Origin of the sequence: Gordonia sp. NPDC057258 (assembly GCF_042668985.1) — a bacterium.
GTDB lineage: Bacteria > Actinomycetota > Actinomycetes > Mycobacteriales > Mycobacteriaceae > Gordonia > Gordonia hongkongensis.
Window position 1 is genome coordinate 53,208 of sequence record NZ_JBHUXZ010000015.1, and the last position, 24,256, is coordinate 77,463.

Sequence of the window (24,256 nt, forward strand, 5' to 3'; positions counted from 1 at the left end):
GCACATGACACCGATCGAGTTCGACGGGTCACCGACCCCCACCCTCGGGGTCGAATGGGAGTTCGCCCTGACCGACAAGGGAACCGGCGATCTGTCGAACTCGGCGGCGGCGCTCTTCGCCGCCGTCGGCGAACACCATCCCGACTTCGCGGGCAGAATCCACAAGGAGCTGCTGCGCAACACCGTCGAGTTGGTGACCGGCATCTGCCGGACCGCGGGCGAGGCGATCGCCGACCTCACGGGCACGCTCGGCGTGGTGCGGGGGCTGACCGAGGACCTCGGCGTCGATCTGTACGGCGCCGGTACGCATCCGTTCGCGGAGTACTCGACCCAACTGCTCACCGAGGGTCACCGATACGCGGAGCTGATCGAGCGCACCCAGTGGTGGGGGCGGCAGATGCTGATCTGGGGCGTGCACGTCCACGTCGGGATCAGCCACCGCGACAAGGTGTTACCCGTTCTCGACGCGCTCCTGAACTACTATCCGCACCTGCTCGCACTGTCCTCGTCGTCGCCGATGTGGGCCGGTCAGGACACCGGATACGCGAGCAATCGCGCCATGATGTTCCAGCAACTCCCGACCGCCGGGCTGCCGTTCCAGTTCGAGACCTGGGAGCAGTTCGAGGCTTTCGTCGCAGACCAGAAGACGACCGGGATCATCGACCATCTCAACGAGATCCGCTGGGACATCCGGCCTTCCCCGCATCTGGGGACCATCGAGGTCCGCGTGTGCGACGGCATGACCAACCTCGGCGAGCTGTCGGCGATCGTGGCACTCATCCACTGCCTGGTCGTCGACCTGGACCGGCGGTTCTCGGCGGGCGAGAAGCTGCCGACGATGGCGCCCTGGCTCGTCCAGGAGAACAAATGGCGGGCAGCCCGCTACGGACTCGACGCCATCGTCATCCTCGACTCCGACTGCACCGAGAAACTCGTGACCGAGGACCTCACCGCTCTGCTCGAACGTCTCGAACCGATTGCGCGCGAACTCGATTGCGTCGACGAGCTGGCCGGCGTCGAGCGCATCATCGCCCAGGGCGCGAGCTATCAGCGGCAGCGTGACGTGCATCGTCGCACCGGTTCGCTACGCGAGGTGGTCGCGTCGGTGGTCGCCGAGCTGGACGCTCCCTGATCTCGGTCGGCGCGAGATCCGGGAGGCAGGGCCCGGGCTCAGCGGGCCAGACCAATGGCGAGCACGACGATTCCGAGAGCGGGAACCACACCCTGCTTCAGTGCGGCCGCGATCTTGTCGGGGCTCGACAGCGCCAGCACAAGTGCCGCGGCCGCCATCGAGGCCGTGCCGGTGATGACGAGTGTTGCGCCGATCGCGATGGATCCGCCGATGACAAAGGCGATCCCGACGAACACGGCGATCGCGAGGAACAGGTTGTAGAACCCCTGGTTGAACGCCAGTTCCTTTTGTGCGCTCGCCTGTTCCACCGTTCCGGTGCCGAACGTCGCGCGTGCGCGCGCGCTCGTCCATGCGATGGACTCCAGATAGAAGATGAAGACGTGGACGAGCGCAGCGATCGCGGCGAGCACCAGACCTGCGATGACCATTTCGTACTCCTCGTTGTCGACGGGCCCGTCGGAGAATAGCGTTCCGACCTTCGGATCGAAGCGAGGTCTCTTCGACGCGGCCGTACACAGTTATCTCGACGAGGTAGTCCGCCCGCGGCTGCGTCCACTGACCGCCGGCATCGTCGCGGCCGATGCCGCCGAGAACTACCTGAACGGGCTGCGATCGGCGCCGACCGATGACACGTCTCCGGCTCGCGAGGGCTGCCTGCTCATCAACACCGCCGGTGCCCCCATCGGGCGCGACGCTGCTGTCGCTCGGCGAGGGGCGTCGGACGATCGGTCCGCAGTCAGTCCCGGTCCGGTGACTCCATGTCCCGCTGATCCATGAGCCCGTCGCGGGCCCGTTGCTCCTGGTATGCGAGCCGGCCGATCCGATGCGCCACGACGGGCGCGGTGATCAGGGCGAAGAGCCCGGCGAGAATCAGCATCCCGCTGTCGACGTTGTCGCCGAGCCGGAGCACGGCGCCGAGCAGGATGAGGAGCAGGCCGAAGGTCTGCGGTTTGGTGGCCGCGTGCATCCGGCTCAGGGTGTCCGGGAACCGGACGAGTCCGATGGCGGCGGTGACCGCCATCAGGCATCCGAGGAGCAGCAGCGTCGCGCTGATGATGTCGATGATCATGTCTGGTCGTCCCGGACTCGGAACCGCGCGATCGACACCGACCCGACGAAGCTGAGGAGGGCCAGGGCCACGATCGCCGGGACCACCGTCGAATCACGGCTGAACGCCGCCCAGGTCCCCAGGCCGCACATGCACAGCGCGATGAGCACGTCGAGTGCGACGAGTCGGTCGAGCGTGGTCGGGCCGCGCAGGATGCGGATCATCGTCAGCACCGCGGCGACGAGCAGCATGGCGGCGGCGATCGTCCAGACGTAGCTCATAAGTCACCTCGTTCCCGCTCGGGCTCGCCCTGTCGACGTTCCGGTTCGGTGTCGTCGATCGACCGGGCGTTGTCCACCGACCGGTCCACCGTGCGGACGTGGTGGAAGTCCTCGTCGATGCCGTGGAACGGACTCGGATGCCATTCGCTGTCCCGCTCGAACGCCTTGATGAACATCCGCTCGACATAGGCGACCTGATCGTAGAAGGCCCGCACCTTCTTCTCCGAACGGACGTCGAAGACGTGCACGTAGAGCATCCGGCGTCGATGGTCGATCTCCAGGACCATGGTGCCCGGCACCAGGTTGAGGTAGTCGACGGCCAGGGTCAGCACCATGTCGGACTTGATCGCGACGCGCACCCGTACCACGGCGCCCAGCGGTGGCCGGCCGGGACGGATGGCCATCCAGCCGATCTGCACACTCGACACGAAGAAGTCGACGATCAGACGGCCGACGAGCTGCAGAACCGACAGGGGATGGATACGGCCCTCGACCGGGACCCGCGGCAACGGCAGCACCGTCAGCACCAGGATCGCCAGCACGATCCCTGCGATCACATTGGCCCAGGACAGCGTGCCCCACAGCAGGACCCAGACGAACGTCAGCCACGCGATGGTCCACAACCGGACCGCGACCTCGCGGCCGTCGCTGCCCAGCCACCTGGGCACACGGGTGTGCGTGCGCAACCACACCAGCGCGGCGACGAAGTGCCAGAAGACGAACAGCAGCGACACGCGCCAGACGTTGATGACCAGGGACAGGACCGGTCCCTTGGTCGAGACGACCGGCGGCCGCCGTTTGGGCGTCGCGGATGCTCCGCGGGCGCGGCCGTCGGCTCGATCCTGCGCGCTCATCGGGTACCACCCACTCCCAGCACGGCGTCGACGTAGACGGCGCGGTCGACGACGTCGGTCGCCGCATGGTCGGTGAAGTCGAAGATCGGCCCGGCCCAGAGGGTGAGCACGAGTCCCGCGGCCACCATCGCCATCGTCGGCAGCACCATCATCACGGGCATCCGACCGACGTCCTCACGGTCGGAGAACGCGGCGTCGTCGGCGCTCTCGTCGATCAGTGCGGACGGGCCCTTGTCGGCGAGATCGCCTTCGGGGGCGTCGGCGCGCGGTCGCCAGAATCCCTTGGTCCAGATGCGGGCCATGACGTAGAGGGTGAGCAGGCTGGTGACCACCGACCCGGCGACGAGGATCCAGGCCAGCACGGACCCGTCCTGGGTGCCCGCCTCGAGGAGGGCGACCTTGCCGATGAAACCGGAGAACGGTGGGATGCCGCCGAGATTCAGCGCGGGTACCAGGAACAGGACGGCCAGCAGGGGGCTGGCGATGAGCCCGCCCAGGCGGCGGAGCGAGGCCGAACCGGCTTGACGTTCGATCAGGCCGACGACCAGGAACAGCGTCGTCTGCACGAGGATGTGGTGGGCGACGTAGTAGATCGCCGCCGACATCCCGAGGTCCGACGACAGCGCGATGCCGAAGATCATGTAGCCGATGTGGCTGACGAGGGTGAACGACAGCAGTCGCTTGATGTCGGCCTGGGCGATCGCGCCGAAGATGCCCACGAGCATCGTCAACAGGCCGGCGACCAGCAGCACCGCGTCCATCGTGCCGCCGGGGAACAGCAGCGAGTGGGCGCGCACGATCGCGTACACACCGACCTTGGTGAGCAGGCCGGCGAACACCGCCGTGACGGGTGCCGGCGCGGTGGGGTAGGAGTCGGGTAGCCACGTCGACAGCGGGAACACCGCGGCCTTGATGCCGAACGCCACGAGTAGCACCGCGAACAGCGCGTTGCGGGTCCCGTCGGGGACGTCGTCGAGGCGCACGGCCATCTCGGCGAGGTTGAGGGTGCCGGTCGTCGCGTACGCGAACGCGATGCCCGCGAGGAAGATCAGCGACGACACCATCGACACCATCACGTACGACGCGCCCGCTCGGACACGTTCGGCGCTCGCCCCGAGGGTCAGCAGCACGTAACTCGCGGTCAGCAGGATCTCGAACGAGACGTACAGGTTGAACAGGTCGCCGGCGAGGAACGCGTTGCAGACACCCGCGGTCAGGATGAGGTAGGTCGGCAGGAAGATCGACGTCGGCTGCTGGGCCGTGCCGTCACGGATACCCTGCCCGATCGCGTACACGACGACGCACAGCAGCACGATCGTCGAGACGACGAGCATCAGGGCCGCGAGCTGGTCGACGACCAGCGTGATCCCGAGCGGTCCGTTCGGGTAGCCCTTGTCTCCCCAGCCGCCGATCGCGACCGCGAAGGTCCCGTGGCGGTCGGTCAGGTACAGCATCAGGCACGACGCGACGAACGCGACGGTGATGGCGACGATCGACACCGCCCGCTGGATCTTGGGGCTGCGGCCGAGCAGCAGCGAGACGGCGGCAGCGCCCAGCGGCACCAGCGTCGGCAGCGTGATCAGGACGGGGATCCACGACTCCTGCGGGGTCATCGGTCACCCCCGTTCTCGTCGCCGTGCTTCTTCTTGTCCGGCCCGACCACGTCGCGGTCCGGCATCTCGCGCTGGTCGATGACGTCGGGGTCGGCGTCGTCCTCGCCGGACCCGTCGGGAGGTGCGACGGCCGACTTGGGACCTACCTCGTCGGGACCGAGTTCGCCCGGCCCGTACACGTCCGGCCCGTCCTCGCGGGCGGCGGTCTGCGCCGAGGTCTCGGGGTCGGGCTCCTCCTCCGCGCCGCCGATCTCGTCGACGACGTCGGAGTCCGTCGGCATGATGTCGGTCTCGTAGAGCGCGGCGTGCCGGGCGGCGGCCTCCTCCGCGGTGAGCGGATTGCCCTTGTCGTCGAAGTGATCGCCGGTCGGGGTGTCGGAGAGGGTCAGTGGATCGTCGCTGCGATCGCGGTCGGGTGCCGTCCCCAGCGATCCGCTCAAGATCTTGACGTCCTCCTCGTCGTCCTCGACGTCGTCGTCGTCCCGATTGATCACGAACAGCCGGTAGACCAGCGCCAGGACGAACGCGGCGACGCCCATCATGATCACGATCGCGGTCAGGACCATGCCCTGCGCGAGGGGATCGGCGTCGGACGCCCGGTTCTCCGACGACCGGCCCATGATCGGCGGGTTCCCCATGCCGCCCGACACGACGATGATCATCAGGTTGAGCGCATTGCCGACGAGCAGGAGCCCGAACAGCATCCGGACCAGACTGCGTTCCATCAGCAGGTACACGCCGCACGCCGCCATCGCGCCGATGACCAGCATCAGCGAGAGATTGGTGGTCATCGGCTCACCTGCTCGCCGGTGGTGCTCGCGGCGTCGTCCGCCGCGGTGTCGCCACGCGAGTTCTCGATGCGCGCCGCGGTGCGGGCGATCGTGGTCTCCACATCGAGACGCGCGCCGAGACTTCGCAGCACGTCCAGGACGAGCCCGACAACGATCAGGTAGATGCCGAGGTCGAAGAACAGGGCGGTCACGAACTTGATGTCGCCGAGGACCGGGACGGTGACCTCGAAGACCGCCGACGAGAGTGCGGGGGCGCCGAGGAACATCGAGACGATCGCCGTGGTCGCCGAGACGGCCAGGCCGGCGCCCAGGATGCGGCCGGGCTCGATCGGCAGCGCCTCACCGAGTTCGTAGCGTCCGCCCGCCAGGTAGCGGAGGACGAGCGCGAGACCCATCGTCAGGCCGCCGGCGAAGCCACCGCCCGGCGCATTGTGGCCGGCGTAGAAGAAGTAGATCGACAGCACGACCATCGTCGGGAACAGCAATCGCGTCGTGGCCTCGAGAACCATCGACCGGTGGCGTGGATCGCGCAGCCCGGAACCGAGCAGCCAGGTGGTGCGGTCCGGTGGGACGTGATCGTCGTCGTCGCTGTCGTCCCCGTTGTCGCCGGCCTGCAGCCGGGCGGCGTCGGCCACGCGTGGTGCCGCCCCGAAGCGGCGGTTGCGGAAGACCATCGACGCGACGCCGGTGGCGGCCGCGATGAGCACCGACACCTCGCCGAGGGTGTCCCAGGCGCGGATGTCGACGAGCAGGACGTTGACGGCGTTGGCGCCGTGACCGTAGTCGTAGGCGGCCTCGGGCAGGTCGACGTGGAGCGGTTCGGTCGAGCGGGCGGACGCCGCGAACAACCCGATCAGGACCAGCATCGCGCCGAAGGCGAGTCCGATGAGGGCGCGCAGCGGCTTGAACCCGGTGGCGTGCCGCTTCTCCGGTTCGGCGGGCAGCTTGCGCAGTACCAGCACGAAGATGACCAGGGTGAGCGTCTCGACGAGGAACTGGGTGAGCGCGAGGTCGGGGGCGCCGTACAGCGCGAACAGCATCGCGCAGCCGTAGCCGGTGATCCCGACGACGAGCGTCGCGGCGAGGCGGTTGCGCAGCAGCACGGCGGCCAACGACGCGGCGACGATGCACCCGCCGATCACCAGCTGGACCGGCTTGGCGTCGTAGTCGATCTCCAGTCGGTCGCGAGCGCCGGCGAACAGCACGATGGTCGGCAGCAGGATCGCGGTGCACAGGATGACGCCCTGCGTCACCGGCAGTGACCCGCGCTGGGTGTTGCGCGTCAGCAGCAGCGACAGGGTGTCCGCACCGCGCAGCGTCGCGTCGTAGATGCGGTCGGCGTTCACCAGCGGGCGGAAGCCGAAGACGCGGTCGCGGACCCGGCGGATACCGAGGAACAGCAGGGCGCCGCCGACGATGACGATGATCGAGAACACGACGGGAAGGCCGAACCCGTGCCACAGCGCGAGATGCTCGAGTTCGTGCCCGTACCCGTCGAGGGTCTCGGCGTACGGCTCGAAGAGAGCGCCTAGCTGCGGGCTGAACACGCCGGCCGCCACACCGGCCGCGGCGAGCGCCACGGGCGAGAAGTAGAAGGGCCACTTCGGCGGGTGCATCTTGGCGACCGCCGGACTCGGGGTGCTGCGCACCTTGCGGCCGAACGCGCCCCACAAGAAGCGGAGCGTGTAGGCACAGGTGATGATCGAGCCGACCAGCAGGATGATGTCGACGGCGTGGGCCTGCCACGAGACGAACGCCCCGGTCTCCCACACCGAGGCGAAAGCTGTTTCCTTGCCGACGAATCCGAGGGTGACGGGGATGCCGGCCATGCTCGCCCCGGCGACCGCGGCGGTGATCGCCAGCCCCGGGAGACGATGGCCGAGCCGGGCGAGTTTGCGGACATCGCGGGTACCGGTGGAGTGGTCGATGATGCCGACGACCATGAACAGCGACGCTTTGAACAACGCGTGCGCGACGAGCATCGCGATGCCCGCCATGGCGACGTTCGCGTCACCGATGCCGACCAGCACGGCCATGAAGCCGAGCTGGGACACCGTGCCGAACGCGAGGATGAGTTTGAGGTCGAGCTCGCGCAGCGAGCGCCATCCGCCGAGCACCATCGTCACCAGGCCGAGCCCCACCACGGCGATCTGCCAACTGATCGTCACCGAGAAAGCAGGGGCCAGACGGGCGATGAGGTAGATGCCGGCCTTGACCATCGCGGCCGCGTGCAGGTACGCGCTGACCGGGGTCGGTGCGGCCATGGCGCCGGGCAGCCAGAAGTGGAACGGGACGATGGCCGATTTGGTGAGCGCGCCGATCAGCAGCAGGACCACCGCGATGTCGACGTACACACCGGTCGGCGGTGCCGAGACGATCTCCGACAGCAGGTAGGTGCCCGACCGCTCGCCCAGCATGATGATGCCGACGAGCATGGCCAGACCGCCGAACGTGGTGACCAGCAGCGCCTGGGTGGCGGACCGCCGAGCCGTCGCGCGCACCCCGTAGAAGCCGACCAGCATGAACGAGAGCACGGTCGTGAGCTCCCAGAACACGTACAGCACCAGCATGTTGTCGGAGATGACGAGGCCGAACATGGCCGCGGCGAACGCGACCATCTCCCCGCCGAACACGGCGACGCGGGGACGGGCGTCGTCGAAGTAGTGGGCGCAGTAGCAGAGGACGAGCGCACCGACCCCGAGGATCAGCACCGACAGGATCGCGGTCAGGGTGTCGAAGCGGGTGGCGATGTCCATCTGGAGTGATGGGACCCAGCTGACCGTCTCGACCCGGGCGGCAGCCGCATCGGCCGGCGGCCAGTTGAGCACGACCCAGATCAGCGCGCCGAGGGGCGCCAGTGCGAGAACGTAGAAACCGCGGGTACCCATCCAATGGATGACTGCGGGCGCGACGAGTGCGCACACTGCCAACGCAGCCAACACAGAGATCAAAAGGGCACTCCGTCTTTCTCCCGGCGGGGTGTCACGGGCGAGCACCCGCGGTGGCTACTTTACCGTTGCCCGTATGTTCCGGTTCGACTGGCTCCGGCGTACCGCCGTCAGCATCGCCGCTGTCCTGCTGGTGTTCGGCCTCGTCGTGGGTTGTGCGGACGAGGAGCAGGCCGGCCCCGACGGCGTCCCGTTGCCGTCGGATTTCCCGGCCGCGCAGGTCCCGCTCATCGACGGTCACGTGCTCTCGGCGAGCGGCAGTCGCTCCGACGGTTGGGAGGTCGCGGTGCAGGGCCCGGCCAACGCGGGCAATCAGCTCGAGGCCGCGACCGAGACGCTCACCGAGGCCGGTTACGTCGAATCGCACCGGTCGACCGAGGGCGGACAATCGGTCGTCGTGCTGTCGGCGACCAAGGAGGGTTCGACCTACTGGGTCCAGATCGGCGCGTCCCCGCAGGCCGCGGGCGGTGGGTCGTCGGTCTTCTATCTGGTCAACGTGGAGTAGTCGCACCCCTAGCCTGTCGATCGACGGTCGTACCGATCGGGGCGGCCGTGGTCCACGATCGCTATCGGGCACCGCGTGTGATGCTGCGCTGCGCGTGCCACCGAGCCCGCCCAGGCGGTGAAGGTGCTCCCGGCCCGGGGGCGGGTCACGACCAGAAGCGAGGCCTGCGGAACCGCCTCGCCGACGGCCCTCGACGGGTTGCCGTTCACCAACTGCAGCGTCGTGTCGCGGTCGGGGAAGCGTCGGCGCCAGGGGTCGAGCAGCGCGTCGGCTCGCGCGTACACCGCTTCGATCCGAGCGGGCGGGGCGTCGTCGGGGATCGCGCACACGATCGCCACGGGGCTGCTGGTGGCATCGGCGTACTCGAATGCGGTTGACAGCGCGAGATCGGACGGGGCGTCGGCATCGATGGCCGCGACGACCGGACCGCCCGTCGCGAGGTTGCCGTACGGGACTGTCACGACCGGGCATCGCGACCGGGCCGAGAGCGCGGAGCTGATGCTCCCGGTGGTGAGGCGTTCGATGAGGCCGGGTCGATGATGGCCGAGGACCATCAGATCGACCTGACCCGACAGCCTGGTGAGCAGGGGTATCGCGAAGTCGTGTTCGACGACGGTCTCGATGCGCAGGCCCGGATGTCGGGTGCCGAGACGGCCGGCCACCGCGGTCAGGTGGGCGGCAGCTGCTTGCCGCGTGGCGGTGACGTCGAAGTCGAGTTCGAACTCGCTGAGTGGTTGCAGCGCAACGGCTGCCGCGAATCCGTGGATCAGTAGCAGGCGGTCCCCGTCGCGGGCCGAGGCGGCCGCCCAGTGAGCGGCCGCCTCGGATTCGGGACTCAGATCGACCCCGACGGCGATGGTGTTCATCGGGCGCGGGTGGCGTCGCCCGTCCGCGTCTCGCCGGCGATGGCGTCGTCCGCGACGGGACCGACCGTCGACGGTGCCACAGCTGCGGGCACGGCGACGTCGGCGACCGCCGCCTCCTGCGCGCGGCGCTCCTCGTCGCTGCTCATCGTCTTCAGCGCAACCTCCTTGATGAACGCGATGGCGATGAAGCTCAGCGCCGCCATGACGGCCGCGACGAGGAAGACCCGGGCGGTCCCGTCGCCGTAGGCGCCGCGGACGATGGCCGCGATCGGAGCCGGCAGCTCGTTCAGATTGGCCAGGCCGGCACTGCCGCCACCGGATGCGCCGGCGCCGATGCCGAGTGCGCCGAGCCCCTTCGCGATGAGGTCGGTGACGTGGTTGGACAGAACCGCGCCGAGCACCGAGACACCCGCCGCGCCACCGAGGGAACGGAAGAAGGTGACCGTCGAGGTCGCCGCGCCGAGGTTGTCGGGGCTGACGTTGTTCTGCACCGCGAGGACCAGGTTCTGCATCGTCATACCCATGCCGCAGCCCAGGACGAAGAGGAATACACCGACCACGACCATGTCGGTGTGGGCGTCGATCGTCGCGAGCAGGCCGAAGCCGATCGTCATCATCGCGGCACCGGCCACGAGGAATCGCTTCCACCGCCCGTACCTGGTGATCAGGTTGCCCGACACGGTCGCCGAGAGCATCGAGCCGATGACCATCGGCAGCGTCAGCAGGCCCGCCGCGGTCGGCGAGTAGCCGCGCGCGATCTGGAAGTACTGCCCGAGGAACACAGCGCCGCCGAACAGGGCGACACCGACGCCGACGCTGGCGACAGTCGCCAGGGCCGTGGTGCGGTCGCGGAAGATGTGCAGCGGGATGATCGGGCTGGACACCCTGGACTCGACGAAGACGGCTGCGGCGAGCAGCGCGACTCCGAGTGCCACCAGTCCGTACGAGGTCATCGACGCCCAGTCGAAGTTCTTGCCCGCCAAGGTGACCCAGATGAGCAGGGTGCTGACGCCCGAGGCGATGAGGGCGGCGCCGAGGTAGTCGATGCTGACCTTCTTGCGGACCACCGGGACGTTCAGCGTGCGCTGGATGACGAGTAGGGCGATGACGGCGAGCGGGACGCAGACGTAGAACGTCCAGCGCCAGCCGAGCCAGCTGGTGTCGACGATGACGCCGCCGATGAGCGGACCGGCGACGGTCGCGACGGACATCACCGCGGCCATCGGGCCCTGGTAGCGGCCGCGTTCGCGCGGGCTGAACATCGTCGCGACGACGATCACGACCAGCGCCTGCAGGCCGCCGAGGCCCAGGCCCTGGATGACGCGGAAGCCGATCAGCATGTCGACCGAGGTGGAGAGCCCGGCGAGGACCGAACCCAGGGTGAACAGGAACAGCGCGCCCTGGACCAGCAGCTTCTTGCTGACCAGGTCGGCGAACTTGCCCCAGATGGGCGTGGTCGCGGTGGACGCGAGCAGGGTCGCGGTGATGACCCAGGTGTACTGGTCCTGGGTGCCGTGCAGGTCGGTGATGATCGTCGGCAGGGCGTTGGACACCACGGTCGACGACAGGAACGCGACGAACATGCCGAGCAGGAGGCCGATGAGGGCCTCGATTTTCTGACGATGCGTCATCGGCACGTCTTCGGCCGGCGCCATCGCGGACGCGGGTGCACTCATATGGCAAACCTCCGAGAAAGAGAGCTGCCCGCGACGAGGAGACGGGCGGGCGGCGAATCGGCGCGCGCGGTGGCGCACCCGATTGGTTGATTGATGCAACCATAAGTCGTGATGGTTGCAACCAACAACTATCGGAGGTTATTCCGGGTGTGTTCCGGGACTCACCCGGTGGCCGAGGGAGGCTCGGCGGTGCTCAGTCGAGCCGACGCTCGGCGTAGGCCTTGAGGTCGGCGACCTGCGCGGGATCGAGCGACGGCCGAACCCGCTTGCGGGCCTCCTCGACGTCGGCCACGGTGACCGCGGCGGCGTCGATGTCCCGGCGCATCGCCGACAGGGCGGCCTCGCGCAGCAGGGCCGAACAGTCGGCCGCCGAGTAGCCCTCGAGGTCGCCGGCCAGCTCGTCGAGGTCGACTCCGTCGAGCGGGACGTCGCGCCCGGTGGCGCGCAGGATGTCGCCGCGGGCGTCGGCGTCCGGCGGCGGCACGAAGACGAGCCGTTCCAGTCGCCCGGGCCGCAGAAGCGCCGGGTCGATGAGGTCGGGTCGGTTCGTCGCACCGAGCACCACGACGTCCTGGAGTGGTTCGACGCCGTCGAGTTCGGTGAGCAGCGCGGCGACCACCCGGTCGCCGACACCGGAGTCGGTGGACTGACCGCGGCGCGGGGCCAGCGCGTCGACCTCGTCCAGGAAGATCAGCGAGGGCGCCGACTCGCGGGCACGGGCGAACAGATCCCGCACCGCCTTCTCCGACGACCCGACCCACTTGTCCATCAGCTCGGCGCCCTTGACCGTGTGCACCGACAGCTGACCCGACGCCGCGAGCGCGCGGACGACGAAGGTCTTGCCGCAGCCCGGCGGGCCGAACAGCAGCACCCCACGCGGCGGGTCGACGCCGAGCCGGGCGAAGGTGTCGGGGTGTTGCAGCGGCCACAGGACCGCTTCGGTCAGAGCCTGTTTCGTCTCGACCATGTCGCCGACGTCGGCGAGGGTGATCGAGCCAAGCGCGACTTCGGGGGAATCCGAGCGGGACACCGGCCGGATGACGTCGAGGGCGCCGACGAGATCCTCGGTGCGCAGCGACGGCGCGGACTTCTCGGCACTCGCACGCGTCGCGGCGCGCAGCGCGGCCTCGCGGGCCAGCGCGGCGAGATCCCCGGCGACGAAACCGGGGGTGCGCGAGGCGACCGACGTGAGGTCGAGGTCGCCGTCGGTCGGGACGTTCGACAGGATCGCCGAGAGCAACCGCGCCCGGGTCGCGGCGTCGGGGAGGCCGATGACCAGTTCCCGGTCGCAGAGCGACGGGTCGCGCAACCGGGCGTCGAGGCGTACCGGTTCGGCGGTGGTCGCGATGAGTGCGATGCGGCCGTCGGCGATGCCGGAACGCAGTTCGTCGAGGATCAGTGCGGCGACGGGCTCGGGTTCGGCGGGTAACAGCGCGTCGACGTCGGTGATCAGCAGGACCCCGGCGGCCGCCCGGGTGCGGGCCACCGCGTCGGCGACCGTCCGCAGGCGGGTGTTGGCCTCCGTCGCGCCGACCGTCGGGCCGTCGATGGTCACCAGCGTGCGCGACGCGCACACCGAACGGACGAAGGTCGCCTTGCCGCCGCCGGCCGGGCCGGTGACCAGGACGCCGAGACGCGGTGTCGCACCGAGGGTGCGCAGCACCTCCGGCTCGTCGAGGGTGATGGTGAGCCACTCGGTGAGCTTGGTGATCTGGGAGTCGACGCCGACCAGCTCCGACACCGGCCGGACCGGGATCTCGGGCTCCCGGGCGGGCTCGCGGACCGGGCTGGGCGCGGCGGCCGGCCGCGGGCGGGAGTCGGACTCCGACACCATGCCGAGGGCGCCGGGGATCCGGGGTGAACCGGGACCGGTCCGATCGCCCAGCGGTGCCACCTCGCCCGCGGTGGTCGACCACAGCACGGCGGTGTTGGTCTGCACGCTGACCGGCGCCGACACCCGGCCACCCGCCGGCGGGCCGGGCTCGGTTGCCGTGACGGTGAGCAATTCGGTGGTCCAGGTGATCCCGACCGACCTGGCCAGCGCACGCGTGGCCTCGGTGGCGGCGAGCTCGGGACCGAGGTCGCGGGGGAGGAGCGAGACGGCGTCACCGACGGACAAGACCTTCCCCAGCAGCGCGCGGCGCAGCGTCGACTCGGTGATCGACTGGGTGGCCAGCGCCGAACCGCTCACCACCACCCGGCTTGCGCCCTGCACCTCAACGGGCGCCAGCACGACCGTCGAGTTCTCGCGGACACCGGCGTTGGAGAAGGCGATCTCGTCGAGGAGGGCGACGCCGGTCGGCGCGGAGGCCTCGGTCGCGGCCACCACGGCGGCGGTGACCCGTGCGCCGGTGATCGACACCGCGTCCCATTCCCGCAGCGAGAGGGCCGTCAACACCTCGGGATGCACGCGGATGATGCCGCGCCGCGCCTCGGCCGCCGAGGGATTGTGCCGCGCGGTCAGCGTGAGGGAGGCCGGTGTGCTCATTCGGACTCGCTTTCGGTCGTCTCGCCGGGCGCGCCGACCACGGACCGGCCGGGGCCGGTGGGACGGTTCAGGCCCATGCGGCCGAGGGAGTTGATGACCGGCCGACGGCGTCGACCTCCGGGCGACGTGGCCCGCAGCGCCCGGCGCTGTGCACGACGCTCGGCCGGTTTGTCGTCCCAGTGCTCGGGCCGGGAGGCGACCCAGCGGCGCGCGCGCCACGCGTACGGGATGTGCAGGACGTATCCGGCGATGGCGATCATCATCAGCACGTACGGGAAGGTCACCAACAGTGCCGCGGCCGCGGCGACCAGCACCAGCAGGCCGGTCACCGCGCGAGCCGGGATCGATGCGGTCTTCAGCGAGGACGTCGGGACGCGACTTACGGCCAGGAAGGCGACGAAGATCAGCCACCCGCCGACGGCCGGCAGCGACGTCCACCACCCGTCGCCGAACTGTTGTTCCAGCCCGATGGGCAGGAGCGCGCAGATCGCCGCGGCGGGCGCGGGGACACCGACGAAGAAATCCTTGGTGTACGCGGGTGCCTCGTCGTCGTCGAGCAGGGTGTTGAACCTCGCGAGGCGCAGGACGATGGCGCAGCAGTAGATCAGCGCGAGCACCCAGCCGAGGTCATGCCCGTCGATGAAATAGAAGTAGATGATCATCGCCGGGACCACACCGAAGTTGATCGCGTCGGCCAGCGAGTCGATCTCGGCGCCGATCCGGCTCGTGGCTCCCATCAGGCGTGCGACCCGACCGTCGATGCCGTCGAGGAACGCGGCCGCGACCAGGAGAGCCATCGCGGTGTCGACGTCGCCGTTGATCGCTGACCGCATGGCCGTCAGGCCCGCGCAGATCGCGAGGATCGTCAGCGACGACGGGATGACGATGCGGCTGGCCTGTGCCTGGCGCCGCAGACGCCGGCGCTCCGGCTCCCGCGGAACCGGATGTGTCTGTGCGTGCCGGCTGGCCGAGCGCGCGGTCGGGTTGCGCGCGGTGCGCGAGCCGGGGCGTCGCCGGCCGGGGTTCGTGCCGGGTGAGGTCATGTCGGTCGGGTTCACCGGGCCGGAGTTCACTGATCCAGGTACGCGAACGGGGTCTCGCCGCCGACCGCGCGCTGGCCGACCGAGACGCGGGGCCGGGTGCCGGCCGGGAAGTAGACGTCGACGCGCGATCCGAATCGGATGAGCCCGTAGGTCTCGCCGATCGTCAGCGAGTCCCCGACCGACGGCTCGCACACGATCCGACGGGCGACGAGACCGGCGATCTGCACGACCGCCAGCTCAGGGCCGGGCGTGCCGCCTGCGGCGGTGGTGCGGATGGTCATCGTGGTGCGCTCGTTGTCGCGGCTGGCCTCGGGGAGGTCGGCGGAGACGAACGCGCCGGGCGTGTGGGTCACAGTGGTCACCGTGCCCGCGATCGGCACGCGCTGCACGTGGACGTCGAAGATCGACAGGAAGGTCGAGACCCGGGGCAGCGGCTGTGTGCCCAGGCCGGACTCGGCGGGCGGGACAGCCTCGTCGACCAGGGCGATGGTCCCGTCCGCGGGGGCGACCACCACGCCGGGTTCGGTCGGGGTGACCCGCTTCGGATGCCGGAAGAAGGCTGCGCACGCGGCGGCGGTCAGCGTGGCCGGTCGGGCGATCCAGCGGTGTCGACGCCCGAGGAGCGCGACGGCTGCAGGCGCGGCGACGAACGGCACACCCGCCGGATGGATCGGAGGGATGGTCTCTCGGGCCAGATCGAGAAAATGGGCGACACGGCCGGTGTCACCGGAGCCGTCCGGACGCGGACGTCGGGCCACGATCAACCTCCTCTGGCCTGTGTCCAGGCCGGATAAATGGTGCGCACCGCATCGCCGGGTGCATCGGCGTCCACTCTAGAGCGCCGCGCCCGGAGACCTCGTCGTCAGCGCAGGACCAGCACGTCCACCAGGGTGCCCGCCTCGACCGCCTCGACGTCGGCGGGGACGTCGATGAGCGCGTCGGCCTCGGCGAGGTAGCGCAGGTGATGGGACGCCGGCGGGCCGATCGGGTCCACCCCGACCACCCCGTCGCGAGGCCCGGCGTCGAGCACGCCCCGCAGGAACTGTCGTTTGCCGCGGGGTGAGCGGATGTCGGCACCGAGACGAGCTCGGATTCGTTCCCGGTCGGCGGGCAGTGCCATCGCGGCCCGCAGCGCGGGCCGGATGAAGACCTCGAAGGACACGAGTGCACTGACGGGATTTCCCGGCAGCGTGATGATCGGCACGCGCCGGCCGCGGGAGGAGGGGAAGTGGCCGCACCCCTGGGGCATGCCCGGCTGCATCGCAACCTTCACGAACTCGACGGTCCCGGTCGCCGACAGTGCGTCCTTGACCACCTCGAAGGCGCCGGCGCTGACACCGCCCGAGGTGATGATCAGATCGGCGTCGTCGGCGACCTCGTCGAGCCGCGCGGCGAAGTCCGCGGTGTTGTCGGGCACGAAGTGCAGGTGACGGCCGGCCGCGCCGGCCTCGATGACCGCGGCGGTCAGCATCGCGCCGTTCGACTCGTAGATCTGCCCGTGGCGCAACGGTTTTCCGGGTTCGACGAGTTCAGAACCGGTGGACAGCACGACGACCCGCAGCCGCCGGGCGACGGTGATCTCGGCGAGGCCCAGTGCGGCGAGCAGGCCGATCTGCGGTGCGCCGATCACCGTGCCGGCCGGCAGCGCCCGGGTGCCGGCCTCGATGTCGGAGCCGCCGCGCCGGATGTGCCTGCCGCGCTCGGGTGCTGCGGTGAACGTGACGGTCGGCGCCGCGGCCACCGGGCCCACCACGGCGTCGGTCAGTTCGACCGGGACGACCGCGTCGGCGCCCGCGGGCATCGGGGCGCCGGTCATGATGCGGTGCGCGGTGCCCGGCTCGAGAGTGAGGTCGTCGGTACGGCCGGCGGGGATGTCCGCGGCGACCGGCAGGGTGACCGGCTCGTCGGCGCTCGCGTCCGCGAGATCGTCTGCGCGGACCGCGAATCCGTCCATCGCGGAGTTGTCGAAGCCGGGCAGCGACAGCGGGGCGTCCACGTCGGTGAACGTGGCGAAGCCGAGCGATTCCGGCACGGCGACCTCCGACGGTTCGGCGGGGCCGAACAACGCCGCGACGATGCGCTGATGCTCTACGACGGTACGCATCCGCTCAGCATGCCAGGTGTCGACGGAGACCATGGCGTCGTCCCGGCAGGTGACCGGGCCGTCCTGCGACGCCGCTGGGCGAGGACTACATTCGTGCGCATGGCGCTGGGTCTGCTGTTCGACATCGACGGGGTGATGGTCACCTCGTGGCAGGCGCTGCCCGGCGCGGTCGAGGCGATCGCCGATCTCGCCGACCAGGGCATCCCGCGGATGTTCTTGACCAACACGACGTCCCGCTCGCGTGGCGAGATCGCCGAGGCGCTCAACGAATGCGGTTTCGAGGTGAAGCCGGACGAGATCCTGTCGGCCGCCAAGCTGACCGCCGAACACGTCGCCGCCACCTATCCGGGCAAGCGCGTGTGGGTGCTCAACCAGGGCCCGATCGCCGAGGACATGACCGGCGTGGAGTTGACCGACGACCCGGCGTCGGCCGAGGTGGTGGTACTCGGCGGTGCCGGTTCGGTCTTCACGCACGCCACGCTGTCCAAGGTCCTGGAGATGATGCTCGACGGGATTCCGGTGATCGCGATGCACCGGTCCATGACCTGGTCGACGGCGGACGGCTTGAGCATCGACACCGGGGTGTACCTCGAGGGTCTCGAAAAGGCTTCGGGCGCAAAGATCAAGGCGATCGGCAAGCCCTCGCCGGTCGGTTTCCGGGCGGCCACCGAGGTCCTCGGTCTGGAGCCGACCCAGGTGGTGATGGTCGGCGACGACATGCACAATGACGTTCTCGGTGCCCAGGCGGCGGCGCTGATCGGCGTGCTGGTCCGCACCGGCAAGTTCCGCGAGGAGGCGCTGCATGCGCTGCAGCGTGACGAGTTCGGGCCCTACCCCGACCACATCATCGACTCGGTCGCCGATCTCCCCGAGCTCATCGGCAAGCTCGGCGGAACCTGATCGCCGAGCTCATCGGCAAGCTCAGCGGGACCTGATCGCCGAGCTCATCGGCAAGCTCAGCGGGACCTGAGCGTCCACAACTCTGCTCCCTGAGGTGCGAGCGAAGCGAGCCACGAACGGGCTCGCAAGCTGCCTCACCAGGCCCTTCGTGGCTCGTCGCTTGCGCTCCTCGCACCTCAGGGAGCAGAGGGGCGAGCGTCTCTCCGCTCCCTGAGGAGCGAGCTTGCGAGCGTCTCCCCGCTCCCTGAGGAGCGAGCTTGCGAGCGTCTCCCCGCTCCCTGAGGAGCGAGCTTGCGAGCGTCTCGAAGGGTCAGTTGGACTCGGCGGCGCGCTTGATCTTGCCCAGCGTCTCGGCCATCCCGAGTTTGAGCTCCTCTTCGAACGAGTCGGCTCCGCCGAAGAGCTTGTCGACGAGTACCGACGACACCTTGGTGGTCGACCCGTTGACCTCGCGCCGCTCGGTGACCGTGACCCCGGCGTCCTTCGGGGTGATGGTGTAGCTCCAGATGGTGTGGTTCTCCGCGACCCGGAAGCCGAGTTCCTGGTTCGGGGTGAACCGGACGACCTTGGAGGTGGTCGGCCACACCAGCGGGCCCCGGCGGTTGATGTTGATGGTCTTGGTCCCCAACCCGACGGTGCCGCCGCGGATGATCATCTTCTTGCACTGGGGGCTCCACTCGCCCATGCGCTTCAGATCGGAGATCACCGACCACACCTGTTCGGGCGTGGCGTCGATGTCGATGGATTCCTCGATGAGTGCTGCGGTCATGGTCGCTCACCCTATGTGCTTGTTGGCCGAGGGTCAATAAGCATGTTCGGGTGCCCGAGTCAACCCCGGAAAACGCGTGGACCAGCGATGTCGCGCCGAACTCAGACCAGCAGGGTGATCCCGATGACGGCACCGATGGCCAGGAAGACGGCGGCGGTGATCCACCCGGCGGGGTGTTCGTCGGCGGCCCGGCGGCCGGTGGTCACGGCGTCGTCGGGGGTCTCGTCACTGCGCGGCGCGCCGTCGAAGAGCAGCGTGCCGAGCTTCCCGGGTGTGAGCCAGTCGATCAGCACGAACGACCACATCATCACCGCGATCGCCAAGACCGTGTACGCGACGGTGTAGAGCAGCGCGCGCCACAGTTCCAGGAGTTCGGTGTCGATGACCGAACAGACCAGCACGATCGCGAGGCCGATGACCATCGATGTGGTCAGCAGCACCGCGTTGCGGTTGTGCTCGATCCACACCAGCTGCCGCAGCCGGCCCGGTGTCACCAGGTCGAGGGCGGCGAAGCCGAGGACGAGCACGGCGATCCCCACCAGGCTGAACGATGCCCCCGCGGCCAGGTTGTCCCGCAGCAGTTCCATCCGGCTCCCTCTCGCCTCGCATCGACATCAGCGGGCTGCCGCCCGACTGCAACACCTCGAGCGGGCTGCCGCCCGAAAGGACTTCAGCGAAGGCCTGCGCGCGAGAACGCGCAGGGCCTTCGCTGAAGGACAGTAGCCGGTATCAGCCGACGCTGAGCATGTCGTAGGTGTCGATGTTCTCCGCCAGGCGGGTCACATGGTCCGACGCGTCGCCCAGGGTGTGGCTGATCGCCGTCAGACGGCTCACGTAATGGGCGATCGGGTACTCGGCGGTCATACCGATACCGCCGTGCATCTGGATCGCTTCCTGACCGATCAGGCGCGCCGAGCGGCAGATCTGCAGCTTGGCCCGCGACGCGATGATGGGATCGGCGATCCCATCCGCCAGCGCCGACGTCGCGTAGAGGCTCAGGCTGCGAGCGAGTTCGAGCTGGACGTACATGTCGGCGGCACGGTGGGTCAGTGCCTGGAAGGCCGACAGCGTGACGCCGAACTGCTTGCGCGACTTGAGGTATTCGACGGTCAGGTCCAGGCTCCGCTCCATCGCGCCGACGGCCTCGGCGCACAGTGCGGTCTGGATGCCGACCTCGGCGTCGGCGATGGTCTGCGACGCGTCGCCGGTGCCCAGTCGCGTCGCCTTGACGTCGCTGAACTCGATCTGCGCGCCGCGACGGCGGTCGTGCGTCCGGTACGGCGTCCGGGTGATGCCCTGGGCATCGGCGTCGACGAGGTAGAGGCCGACGCCGTTGTCGTCGCGCGCCGACACGATCAGCTTCGCAGCGCAATCGCCATGTCCGACAAGGCTCTTGGTGCCTTTGAGGACGCCGTCGGCCGACGCGGTGGTCTCCACCCGCGCCTCCGGCCAGCGGTCGCCCGGCTCGGTGTGGGCGAAGGCCATCAGCAGTTCGCCCGACGCCAGCGCGGTCCGCAGCTCGGCGCGGGTCGCGTCGTCGGCGAGGCCGAGGAGCGAGCCGGGGACGAGGACCGAGTCGAGGTAGGGCTCAGGTGCCAGTGCGCGGCCGAGTTCGGTCATGACACTGGTGAATTCGACGGGGCCGGCGTCCATGCCGCCCTCGTCCTCCGGGAAGGTGAGGCCGAGGATGCCGATCTCGGCCAGCGACTTCCACACCTTCTCGCTCCAGCCGAGATCGGTGTCGGTGACCTTGCGCAGCGTCTCGACGTCGTAGGTCTTGGTGAGGACCTCGCGAACGGTGTCGCGCAGCATCCCCTGCTCTTCGGAAAGCTCGAAATCCATGGTGTTCCTTAGTGAAAGGTCGAAAGGTGCGGGGTCGGCGCTCAGAGGCCGAGGACAGCCTTGTCGATGATCTGGCGCTGGACCTCCGACGACCCGCCGTAGATCGTGACCTTGCGGTAGTTGAGGTAGGTCGGGGCGGCGAGCTGGGCCCATTCGGGGGCGCTCACCTCGGCGCTGCCATTCGGAGCCGAGGCGTCGAGCTGGGCGACCGGGAGCGAGTCGGGGCCCGCGATGTCGGCGAGGAGTTCCATGGCGGCCTGCTGCAACTGGCTGCCGGTCAGCTTGAGCAGCGACGATGCCGGGTTCGGCTTGCCGTCGGCCGACGAGGCGGCGACGCGCAGCTGGGTGAGCTCGAGGGCGAGCAGTTCGTTCTCGACCTCGGCCAGGCGGGCGGCGAACAGCGGATCGTCGAGGAGGGTGCCCTTGGCGGTCCGGGTCTGCTTGGCGAGTTCCTTGGCGCGGGCGAGCTTGGCCTTGGTGTAACCGACGCGGGCGATGCCGTTGCGCTCGTTGCCGAGCAGGAACTTCGCCTGGGTCCAGCCGCTGTTCTCCTCGCCGACCATGTTCTCGGCGGGCACGCGGACGTCGTTGAAGAAGACCTCGTTGACCTCGTAGCTGCCGTCGATGAGCTGGATCGGGCGGATCTCGACGCCCGGCGTGTCCATCGGGAACAGGAACATGCTGATGCCGGCCTGCTTCTTGACATCGGGGTTGGTACGCGCGAGGCAGAAGATCCAGTCGGCGAACTGTCCGAGTGTGGTCCAGGTCTTCTGTCCGTTGATCACGTAGTCGTCGCCGTCGCGGACCGCGCGGGTCTTCAGCGAGGCGAGGTCGGAGCCGGCCTCTGGCTCGGAGAAGCCCTGGCACCACCAGATGTCGAGGTTGGCGGTCTTGGCCAGGAAGCGTTCCTTCATCTCGTCGGAACCGAACTGGGCGATGACCGGGCCGATCATGCCGACGTTGAACGGCAGCATGTCGGGGACGAACGCGAGGCTCATCTCCTCGCGGTAGATGTGATGCTGGATCGGGGTCCAGTCCTTGCCGCCGTGCTCCACCGGCCAGCTGGGGGTGGCCACACCGTGCTCGTTGAGGATGCGCGTCGTGGTGACGAGGTCCTCGGGGTACTGGAGCTTGCCCTCTTCGCACCGCTTGCGGACGTCTTCGGGGACCTTGGCGAAGATGCTGCGCAACTCCTCGCGGAAGGCCTCTTCTTCAGGACTGAATTTCAGCTGCATGGGTTCTTCTCTACTCCTGTCGAGGGTGTCCGTACCCCGGGCGGTGTGGTCGAACTGGGGACCTCTGCCGTGTGCACCCAAGCTGGGGAAACCCAACCGAGCCACGAATGACTAAGCGCTTGCTTAGTGATAGGTTGCACTATGCCGCGCGGGCTGGATGCTGTCAATCACGGGCTCGTCGCGATGACCAGTCCGACCGTTCCGAGAAGGTGACCGTGGGCCCGTCTGCCGATCCGACGCCCGAAGTCCGGCCCGTGGCCGCCCGGGCCCGGCTCCTGCGCGCCGCCGTCGAGGCGTTCGCCGCCAAGGGGTTCAACGGGACGACCACGAGAGACATCGCCAACGGCGCGCAGATGAGTTCGGCGGCGGTCTACGTGCACTTCCGCTCCAAGGAGGAGCTGCTGTTCGAGATCTCCGACGCCGGGCATCGCGCGATTCTCGCGGCGATCGACGACGCCGACGATCCGTCGGCGTCCCCCGGCGACCGGCTGCGGGCGATCTTCCACGCCTTCACCGAGCACCACGCGCGCGAGCACGTGGGGGGTCGGGTGGTGAACTACGAACTCAACGCCCTCGCGCCCGACCATCTGGACACGGTGATGGCCATGCGTCGCGAGATCACCAGACGGGTGCGCGAGATCATCGAAGCCGGGATCGCATGCGGGGACTTCGATGTCGCTGACTCGCTCGCCACCACCAACGCGATGCTGTCCATGGGGATCGATGTCGCGCGCTGGTATCGCGACGGGGGGTCACTCTCGCCCGAGGAGATGGGGGGCTTCTACGCGGAGCTGGCCACGCGGATGGTGGGATGGCGACCGCCCGTCGGCGGGTGACTCAGCCCCTGCATGCCGGTTCCGGTTGCGACGGAGAGACTTCGACTGCGTTCCGGGCTGCGGATGCTGCCCGGCGGCGCACTGTCACCGCGAATACCGCCGCAATCATCACCATCGCGAGAACGTAACCGACGTAGCCGATGATGGTGTCGCGCAAACCGATGTGCGAGACGACGATCCCGGCGATCACGGCCGGGACGCTGAATGCGAGGTAGCTCGCCACGAACACCGACGAGAAGACCTGACCGCGCATCGCGGGAGGTGTCGCGGCGGTGATGTTGTCCATCGCGGAGAGGAAGGTGGCGGCCCAGCCCGAGCCGGCCACGATCGAACCGACGATGTAGAAGGGCAGGGATTCGATGAGGACCCCGGCCAGTGAGATCACCACGCCGGCGGCGAGTGCGGGAAATCCGTACGCAGCCTTGATCGTCGACGAGCGATCGGTGATGAACAGGGACGTGACGGCCGCGCAGGCGAAGAAGACGAACAGGATCGCGCCCGCCGCGCCGTGGTTGCCCACACCGAACACACGGGAGACCACCGACGACCCGAGCGAGAGATACAGGCCGCCGAGCGACCAGGTGGCGACGAGCGCGGGAACTGACGCCAGGAACACCGTGCGGACCTCGCGAGGCACGCGCACCTGCGGCGCGAGCGTGCCGGCCAGGTGCCGTCGAGAATCGAAGCCGATTCGCTCGCGGGTCTCCGGGACGACGAGAAGTGCGATCAGCAGTGCGGCGAACAGGCCGAGGATGATCTCGTAGATCAGCACGCGGGGTGCGGGTGCGTACTCGACGAGCACCCCGGCCACGGCGACGCCGCTCGCCAGGCCGACCGCCGGGGCTGCGCCGACGATCGTCGATCCGGCACGGGCCGAGGGCTGCAGATCGACCGTCGTCGCGGTCAAGGTGCCCATCGCCGCGCCGGTGGCCAGGCCTTGCAGGGCGCGCGCGGCGAGTAGGGTGCCGACGTCCTCGGCTACGACGAACAGCACCATGCTCGCGATGAGCAGGACGAGCGCGACGGCGAGGACAGGCCGCCGGCCGACATGATCGGACAGAGACCCGACCGTCAGGAGGCTCACCAGCATGGTCACCACGTACACCGCGAACACGAGCGTCAGTGTGAGCGCGGAGAATCCCCACAGTTCCTGATACACGGGGTACAGCGGCGACGGTGCCGCGGACGCGAACAGGACCATCATGTACGTCGCCGCGATCAGCCAGAACGCGCGATGTGGGTGCAGTGGCGCCACGAGGTCTCCTTAAAGCAAACAGGTTTGCATTCAGAAACTAGCCCGGACTGCGTTCCAAAAGCAATCAGCT

The 24,256-nt window shown here is 69.0% G+C and carries 22 protein-coding genes; 4 read left to right on the top strand and 18 right to left on the bottom strand.

Features of this window, described 5'->3' with window-relative positions; genetic code table 11:
• Positions 1 to 4: 4 nt before the first annotated feature.
• Positions 5 to 1,132 carry a glutamate--cysteine ligase gene (locus ACFUEJ_RS12880; RefSeq protein WP_058251353.1) on the top strand — a complete coding sequence of 376 codons (1,128 nt, stop codon included), beginning with the start codon at positions 5 to 7 and terminating at the stop codon, positions 1,130 to 1,132.
• Positions 1,133 to 1,170: 38 nt separating this feature from the next.
• Here ACFUEJ_RS12880 and ACFUEJ_RS12885 read toward each other — a convergent pair whose 3' ends face one another.
• From ACFUEJ_RS12885 to ACFUEJ_RS12915, 7 genes are all read right to left on the bottom strand, one after another.
• Positions 1,171 to 1,560, bottom strand: a complete 390-nt coding sequence (locus ACFUEJ_RS12885; protein ID WP_078111731.1) for a DUF1304 domain-containing protein — start codon at positions 1,558 to 1,560, stop codon at positions 1,171 to 1,173.
• 308 nt (positions 1,561 to 1,868) lie between these two features.
• Positions 1,869 to 2,201 carry a monovalent cation/H(+) antiporter subunit G gene (gene mnhG / locus ACFUEJ_RS12890; RefSeq protein ID WP_058251351.1) on the bottom strand — a complete coding sequence of 111 codons (333 nt, stop codon included), beginning with the start codon at positions 2,199 to 2,201 and terminating at the stop codon, positions 1,869 to 1,871.
• Positions 2,198 to 2,461, bottom strand: coding sequence for a monovalent cation/H+ antiporter complex subunit F (locus ACFUEJ_RS12895; protein ID WP_058251350.1), 264 nt, complete (start codon positions 2,459 to 2,461; stop codon positions 2,198 to 2,200). Before ACFUEJ_RS12895 ends, mnhG begins: the two co-directional genes overlap by 4 nt.
• Positions 2,458 to 3,315, bottom strand: a complete 858-nt coding sequence (locus ACFUEJ_RS12900) for a Na+/H+ antiporter subunit E (RefSeq protein WP_388029806.1) — start codon at positions 3,313 to 3,315, stop codon at positions 2,458 to 2,460. The genes ACFUEJ_RS12895 and ACFUEJ_RS12900 overlap by 4 nt, the downstream gene beginning before the upstream one ends.
• Entirely contained in the window at positions 3,312 to 4,928 is a 1,617-nt protein-coding gene (locus ACFUEJ_RS12905; protein ID WP_058251348.1) for a Na+/H+ antiporter subunit D, read from the bottom strand. The genes ACFUEJ_RS12900 and ACFUEJ_RS12905 overlap by 4 nt, the downstream gene beginning before the upstream one ends.
• The gene (locus ACFUEJ_RS12910; protein WP_065630107.1) at positions 4,925 to 5,719 is read right to left on the bottom strand and encodes a Na(+)/H(+) antiporter subunit C; all 795 of its coding nucleotides are present in this window, start codon (positions 5,717 to 5,719) and stop codon (positions 4,925 to 4,927) included. The genes ACFUEJ_RS12905 and ACFUEJ_RS12910 overlap by 4 nt, the downstream gene beginning before the upstream one ends.
• A complete protein-coding gene (locus tag ACFUEJ_RS12915; RefSeq protein ID WP_277243893.1) occupies positions 5,716 to 8,670 on the bottom strand; it encodes a Na+/H+ antiporter subunit A in 2,955 nt (984 codons plus the stop codon). Before ACFUEJ_RS12915 ends, ACFUEJ_RS12910 begins: the two co-directional genes overlap by 4 nt.
• 73 nt (positions 8,671 to 8,743) lie before the next feature.
• On the opposite strand from ACFUEJ_RS12915, the gene ACFUEJ_RS12920 reads away from it, so the two are divergent.
• Positions 8,744 to 9,172 (top strand): hypothetical protein, encoded by a 429-nt coding sequence (locus ACFUEJ_RS12920; protein WP_058251345.1) that lies wholly within the window; start codon positions 8,744 to 8,746, stop codon positions 9,170 to 9,172.
• Positions 9,173 to 9,180: 8 nt separating this feature from the next.
• On the opposite strand, the gene ACFUEJ_RS12925 is transcribed toward ACFUEJ_RS12920, so the two are convergent.
• The 6 genes from ACFUEJ_RS12925 to glp form a co-directional block, all read right to left on the bottom strand.
• Positions 9,181 to 10,038 carry a universal stress protein gene (locus ACFUEJ_RS12925; RefSeq protein WP_311277774.1) on the bottom strand — a complete coding sequence of 286 codons (858 nt, stop codon included), beginning with the start codon at positions 10,036 to 10,038 and terminating at the stop codon, positions 9,181 to 9,183.
• Positions 10,035 to 11,714, bottom strand: a complete 1,680-nt coding sequence (locus ACFUEJ_RS12930) for an MDR family MFS transporter (protein ID WP_159370001.1) — start codon at positions 11,712 to 11,714, stop codon at positions 10,035 to 10,037. The genes ACFUEJ_RS12925 and ACFUEJ_RS12930 overlap by 4 nt, the downstream gene beginning before the upstream one ends.
• A gap of 193 nt (positions 11,715 to 11,907) precedes the next feature.
• Entirely contained in the window at positions 11,908 to 14,202 is a 2,295-nt protein-coding gene (locus ACFUEJ_RS12935; protein ID WP_058251342.1) for an AAA family ATPase, read from the bottom strand.
• Positions 14,199 to 15,245 (bottom strand): phosphatidylcholine/phosphatidylserine synthase, encoded by a 1,047-nt coding sequence (locus ACFUEJ_RS12940; protein WP_231742352.1) that lies wholly within the window; start codon positions 15,243 to 15,245, stop codon positions 14,199 to 14,201. The genes ACFUEJ_RS12935 and ACFUEJ_RS12940 overlap by 4 nt, the downstream gene beginning before the upstream one ends.
• Positions 15,246 to 15,271: 26 nt before the next feature.
• Positions 15,272 to 16,003 (bottom strand): phosphatidylserine decarboxylase, encoded by a 732-nt coding sequence (locus ACFUEJ_RS12945; RefSeq protein WP_058251340.1) that lies wholly within the window; start codon positions 16,001 to 16,003, stop codon positions 15,272 to 15,274.
• Positions 16,004 to 16,107: 104 nt separating this feature from the next.
• A complete protein-coding gene (gene glp, locus ACFUEJ_RS12950; protein WP_058251429.1) occupies positions 16,108 to 17,349 on the bottom strand; it encodes a gephyrin-like molybdotransferase Glp in 1,242 nt (413 codons plus the stop codon).
• A 99-nt stretch (positions 17,350 to 17,448) separates the two neighbouring features.
• Here glp and ACFUEJ_RS12955 point away from each other — a divergent pair, with 99 nt between their 5' ends.
• Positions 17,449 to 18,249 carry an HAD-IIA family hydrolase gene (locus ACFUEJ_RS12955; protein ID WP_065630114.1) on the top strand — a complete coding sequence of 267 codons (801 nt, stop codon included), beginning with the start codon at positions 17,449 to 17,451 and terminating at the stop codon, positions 18,247 to 18,249.
• 310 nt (positions 18,250 to 18,559) lie between these two features.
• Here the strand turns inward: ACFUEJ_RS12955 and ACFUEJ_RS12960 are convergent, their stop codons facing one another.
• From ACFUEJ_RS12960 to ACFUEJ_RS12975, 4 genes are all read right to left on the bottom strand, one after another.
• Positions 18,560 to 19,018 carry an SRPBCC family protein gene (locus tag ACFUEJ_RS12960; protein ID WP_004022833.1) on the bottom strand — a complete coding sequence of 153 codons (459 nt, stop codon included), beginning with the start codon at positions 19,016 to 19,018 and terminating at the stop codon, positions 18,560 to 18,562.
• Positions 19,019 to 19,119: 101 nt separating this feature from the next.
• Positions 19,120 to 19,605, bottom strand: coding sequence for a DUF350 domain-containing protein (locus tag ACFUEJ_RS12965; RefSeq protein WP_058251337.1), 486 nt, complete (start codon positions 19,603 to 19,605; stop codon positions 19,120 to 19,122).
• A gap of 142 nt (positions 19,606 to 19,747) precedes the next feature.
• Positions 19,748 to 20,860, bottom strand: coding sequence for an acyl-CoA dehydrogenase family protein (locus tag ACFUEJ_RS12970; protein ID WP_058251336.1), 1,113 nt, complete (start codon positions 20,858 to 20,860; stop codon positions 19,748 to 19,750).
• Between the two features lie 41 nt (positions 20,861 to 20,901).
• On the bottom strand, positions 20,902 to 22,095 hold the full coding sequence (locus ACFUEJ_RS12975; RefSeq protein ID WP_058251335.1) for an acyl-CoA dehydrogenase family protein: 1,194 nt from the start codon (positions 22,093 to 22,095) through the stop codon (positions 20,902 to 20,904).
• 209 nt (positions 22,096 to 22,304) lie between these two features.
• Between ACFUEJ_RS12975 and ACFUEJ_RS12980 the strand changes: the two genes are divergently transcribed.
• Positions 22,305 to 22,931: a TetR/AcrR family transcriptional regulator gene (locus ACFUEJ_RS12980; protein WP_058251334.1), complete on the top strand. Its 627-nt coding sequence runs from the start codon at positions 22,305 to 22,307 to the stop codon at positions 22,929 to 22,931.
• Position 22,932: 1 nt separating this feature from the next.
• On the opposite strand, the gene ACFUEJ_RS12985 is transcribed toward ACFUEJ_RS12980, so the two are convergent.
• Entirely contained in the window at positions 22,933 to 24,186 is a 1,254-nt protein-coding gene (locus ACFUEJ_RS12985) for an MFS transporter (RefSeq protein WP_058251333.1), read from the bottom strand.
• Positions 24,187 to 24,256: the final 70 nt, after the last annotated feature.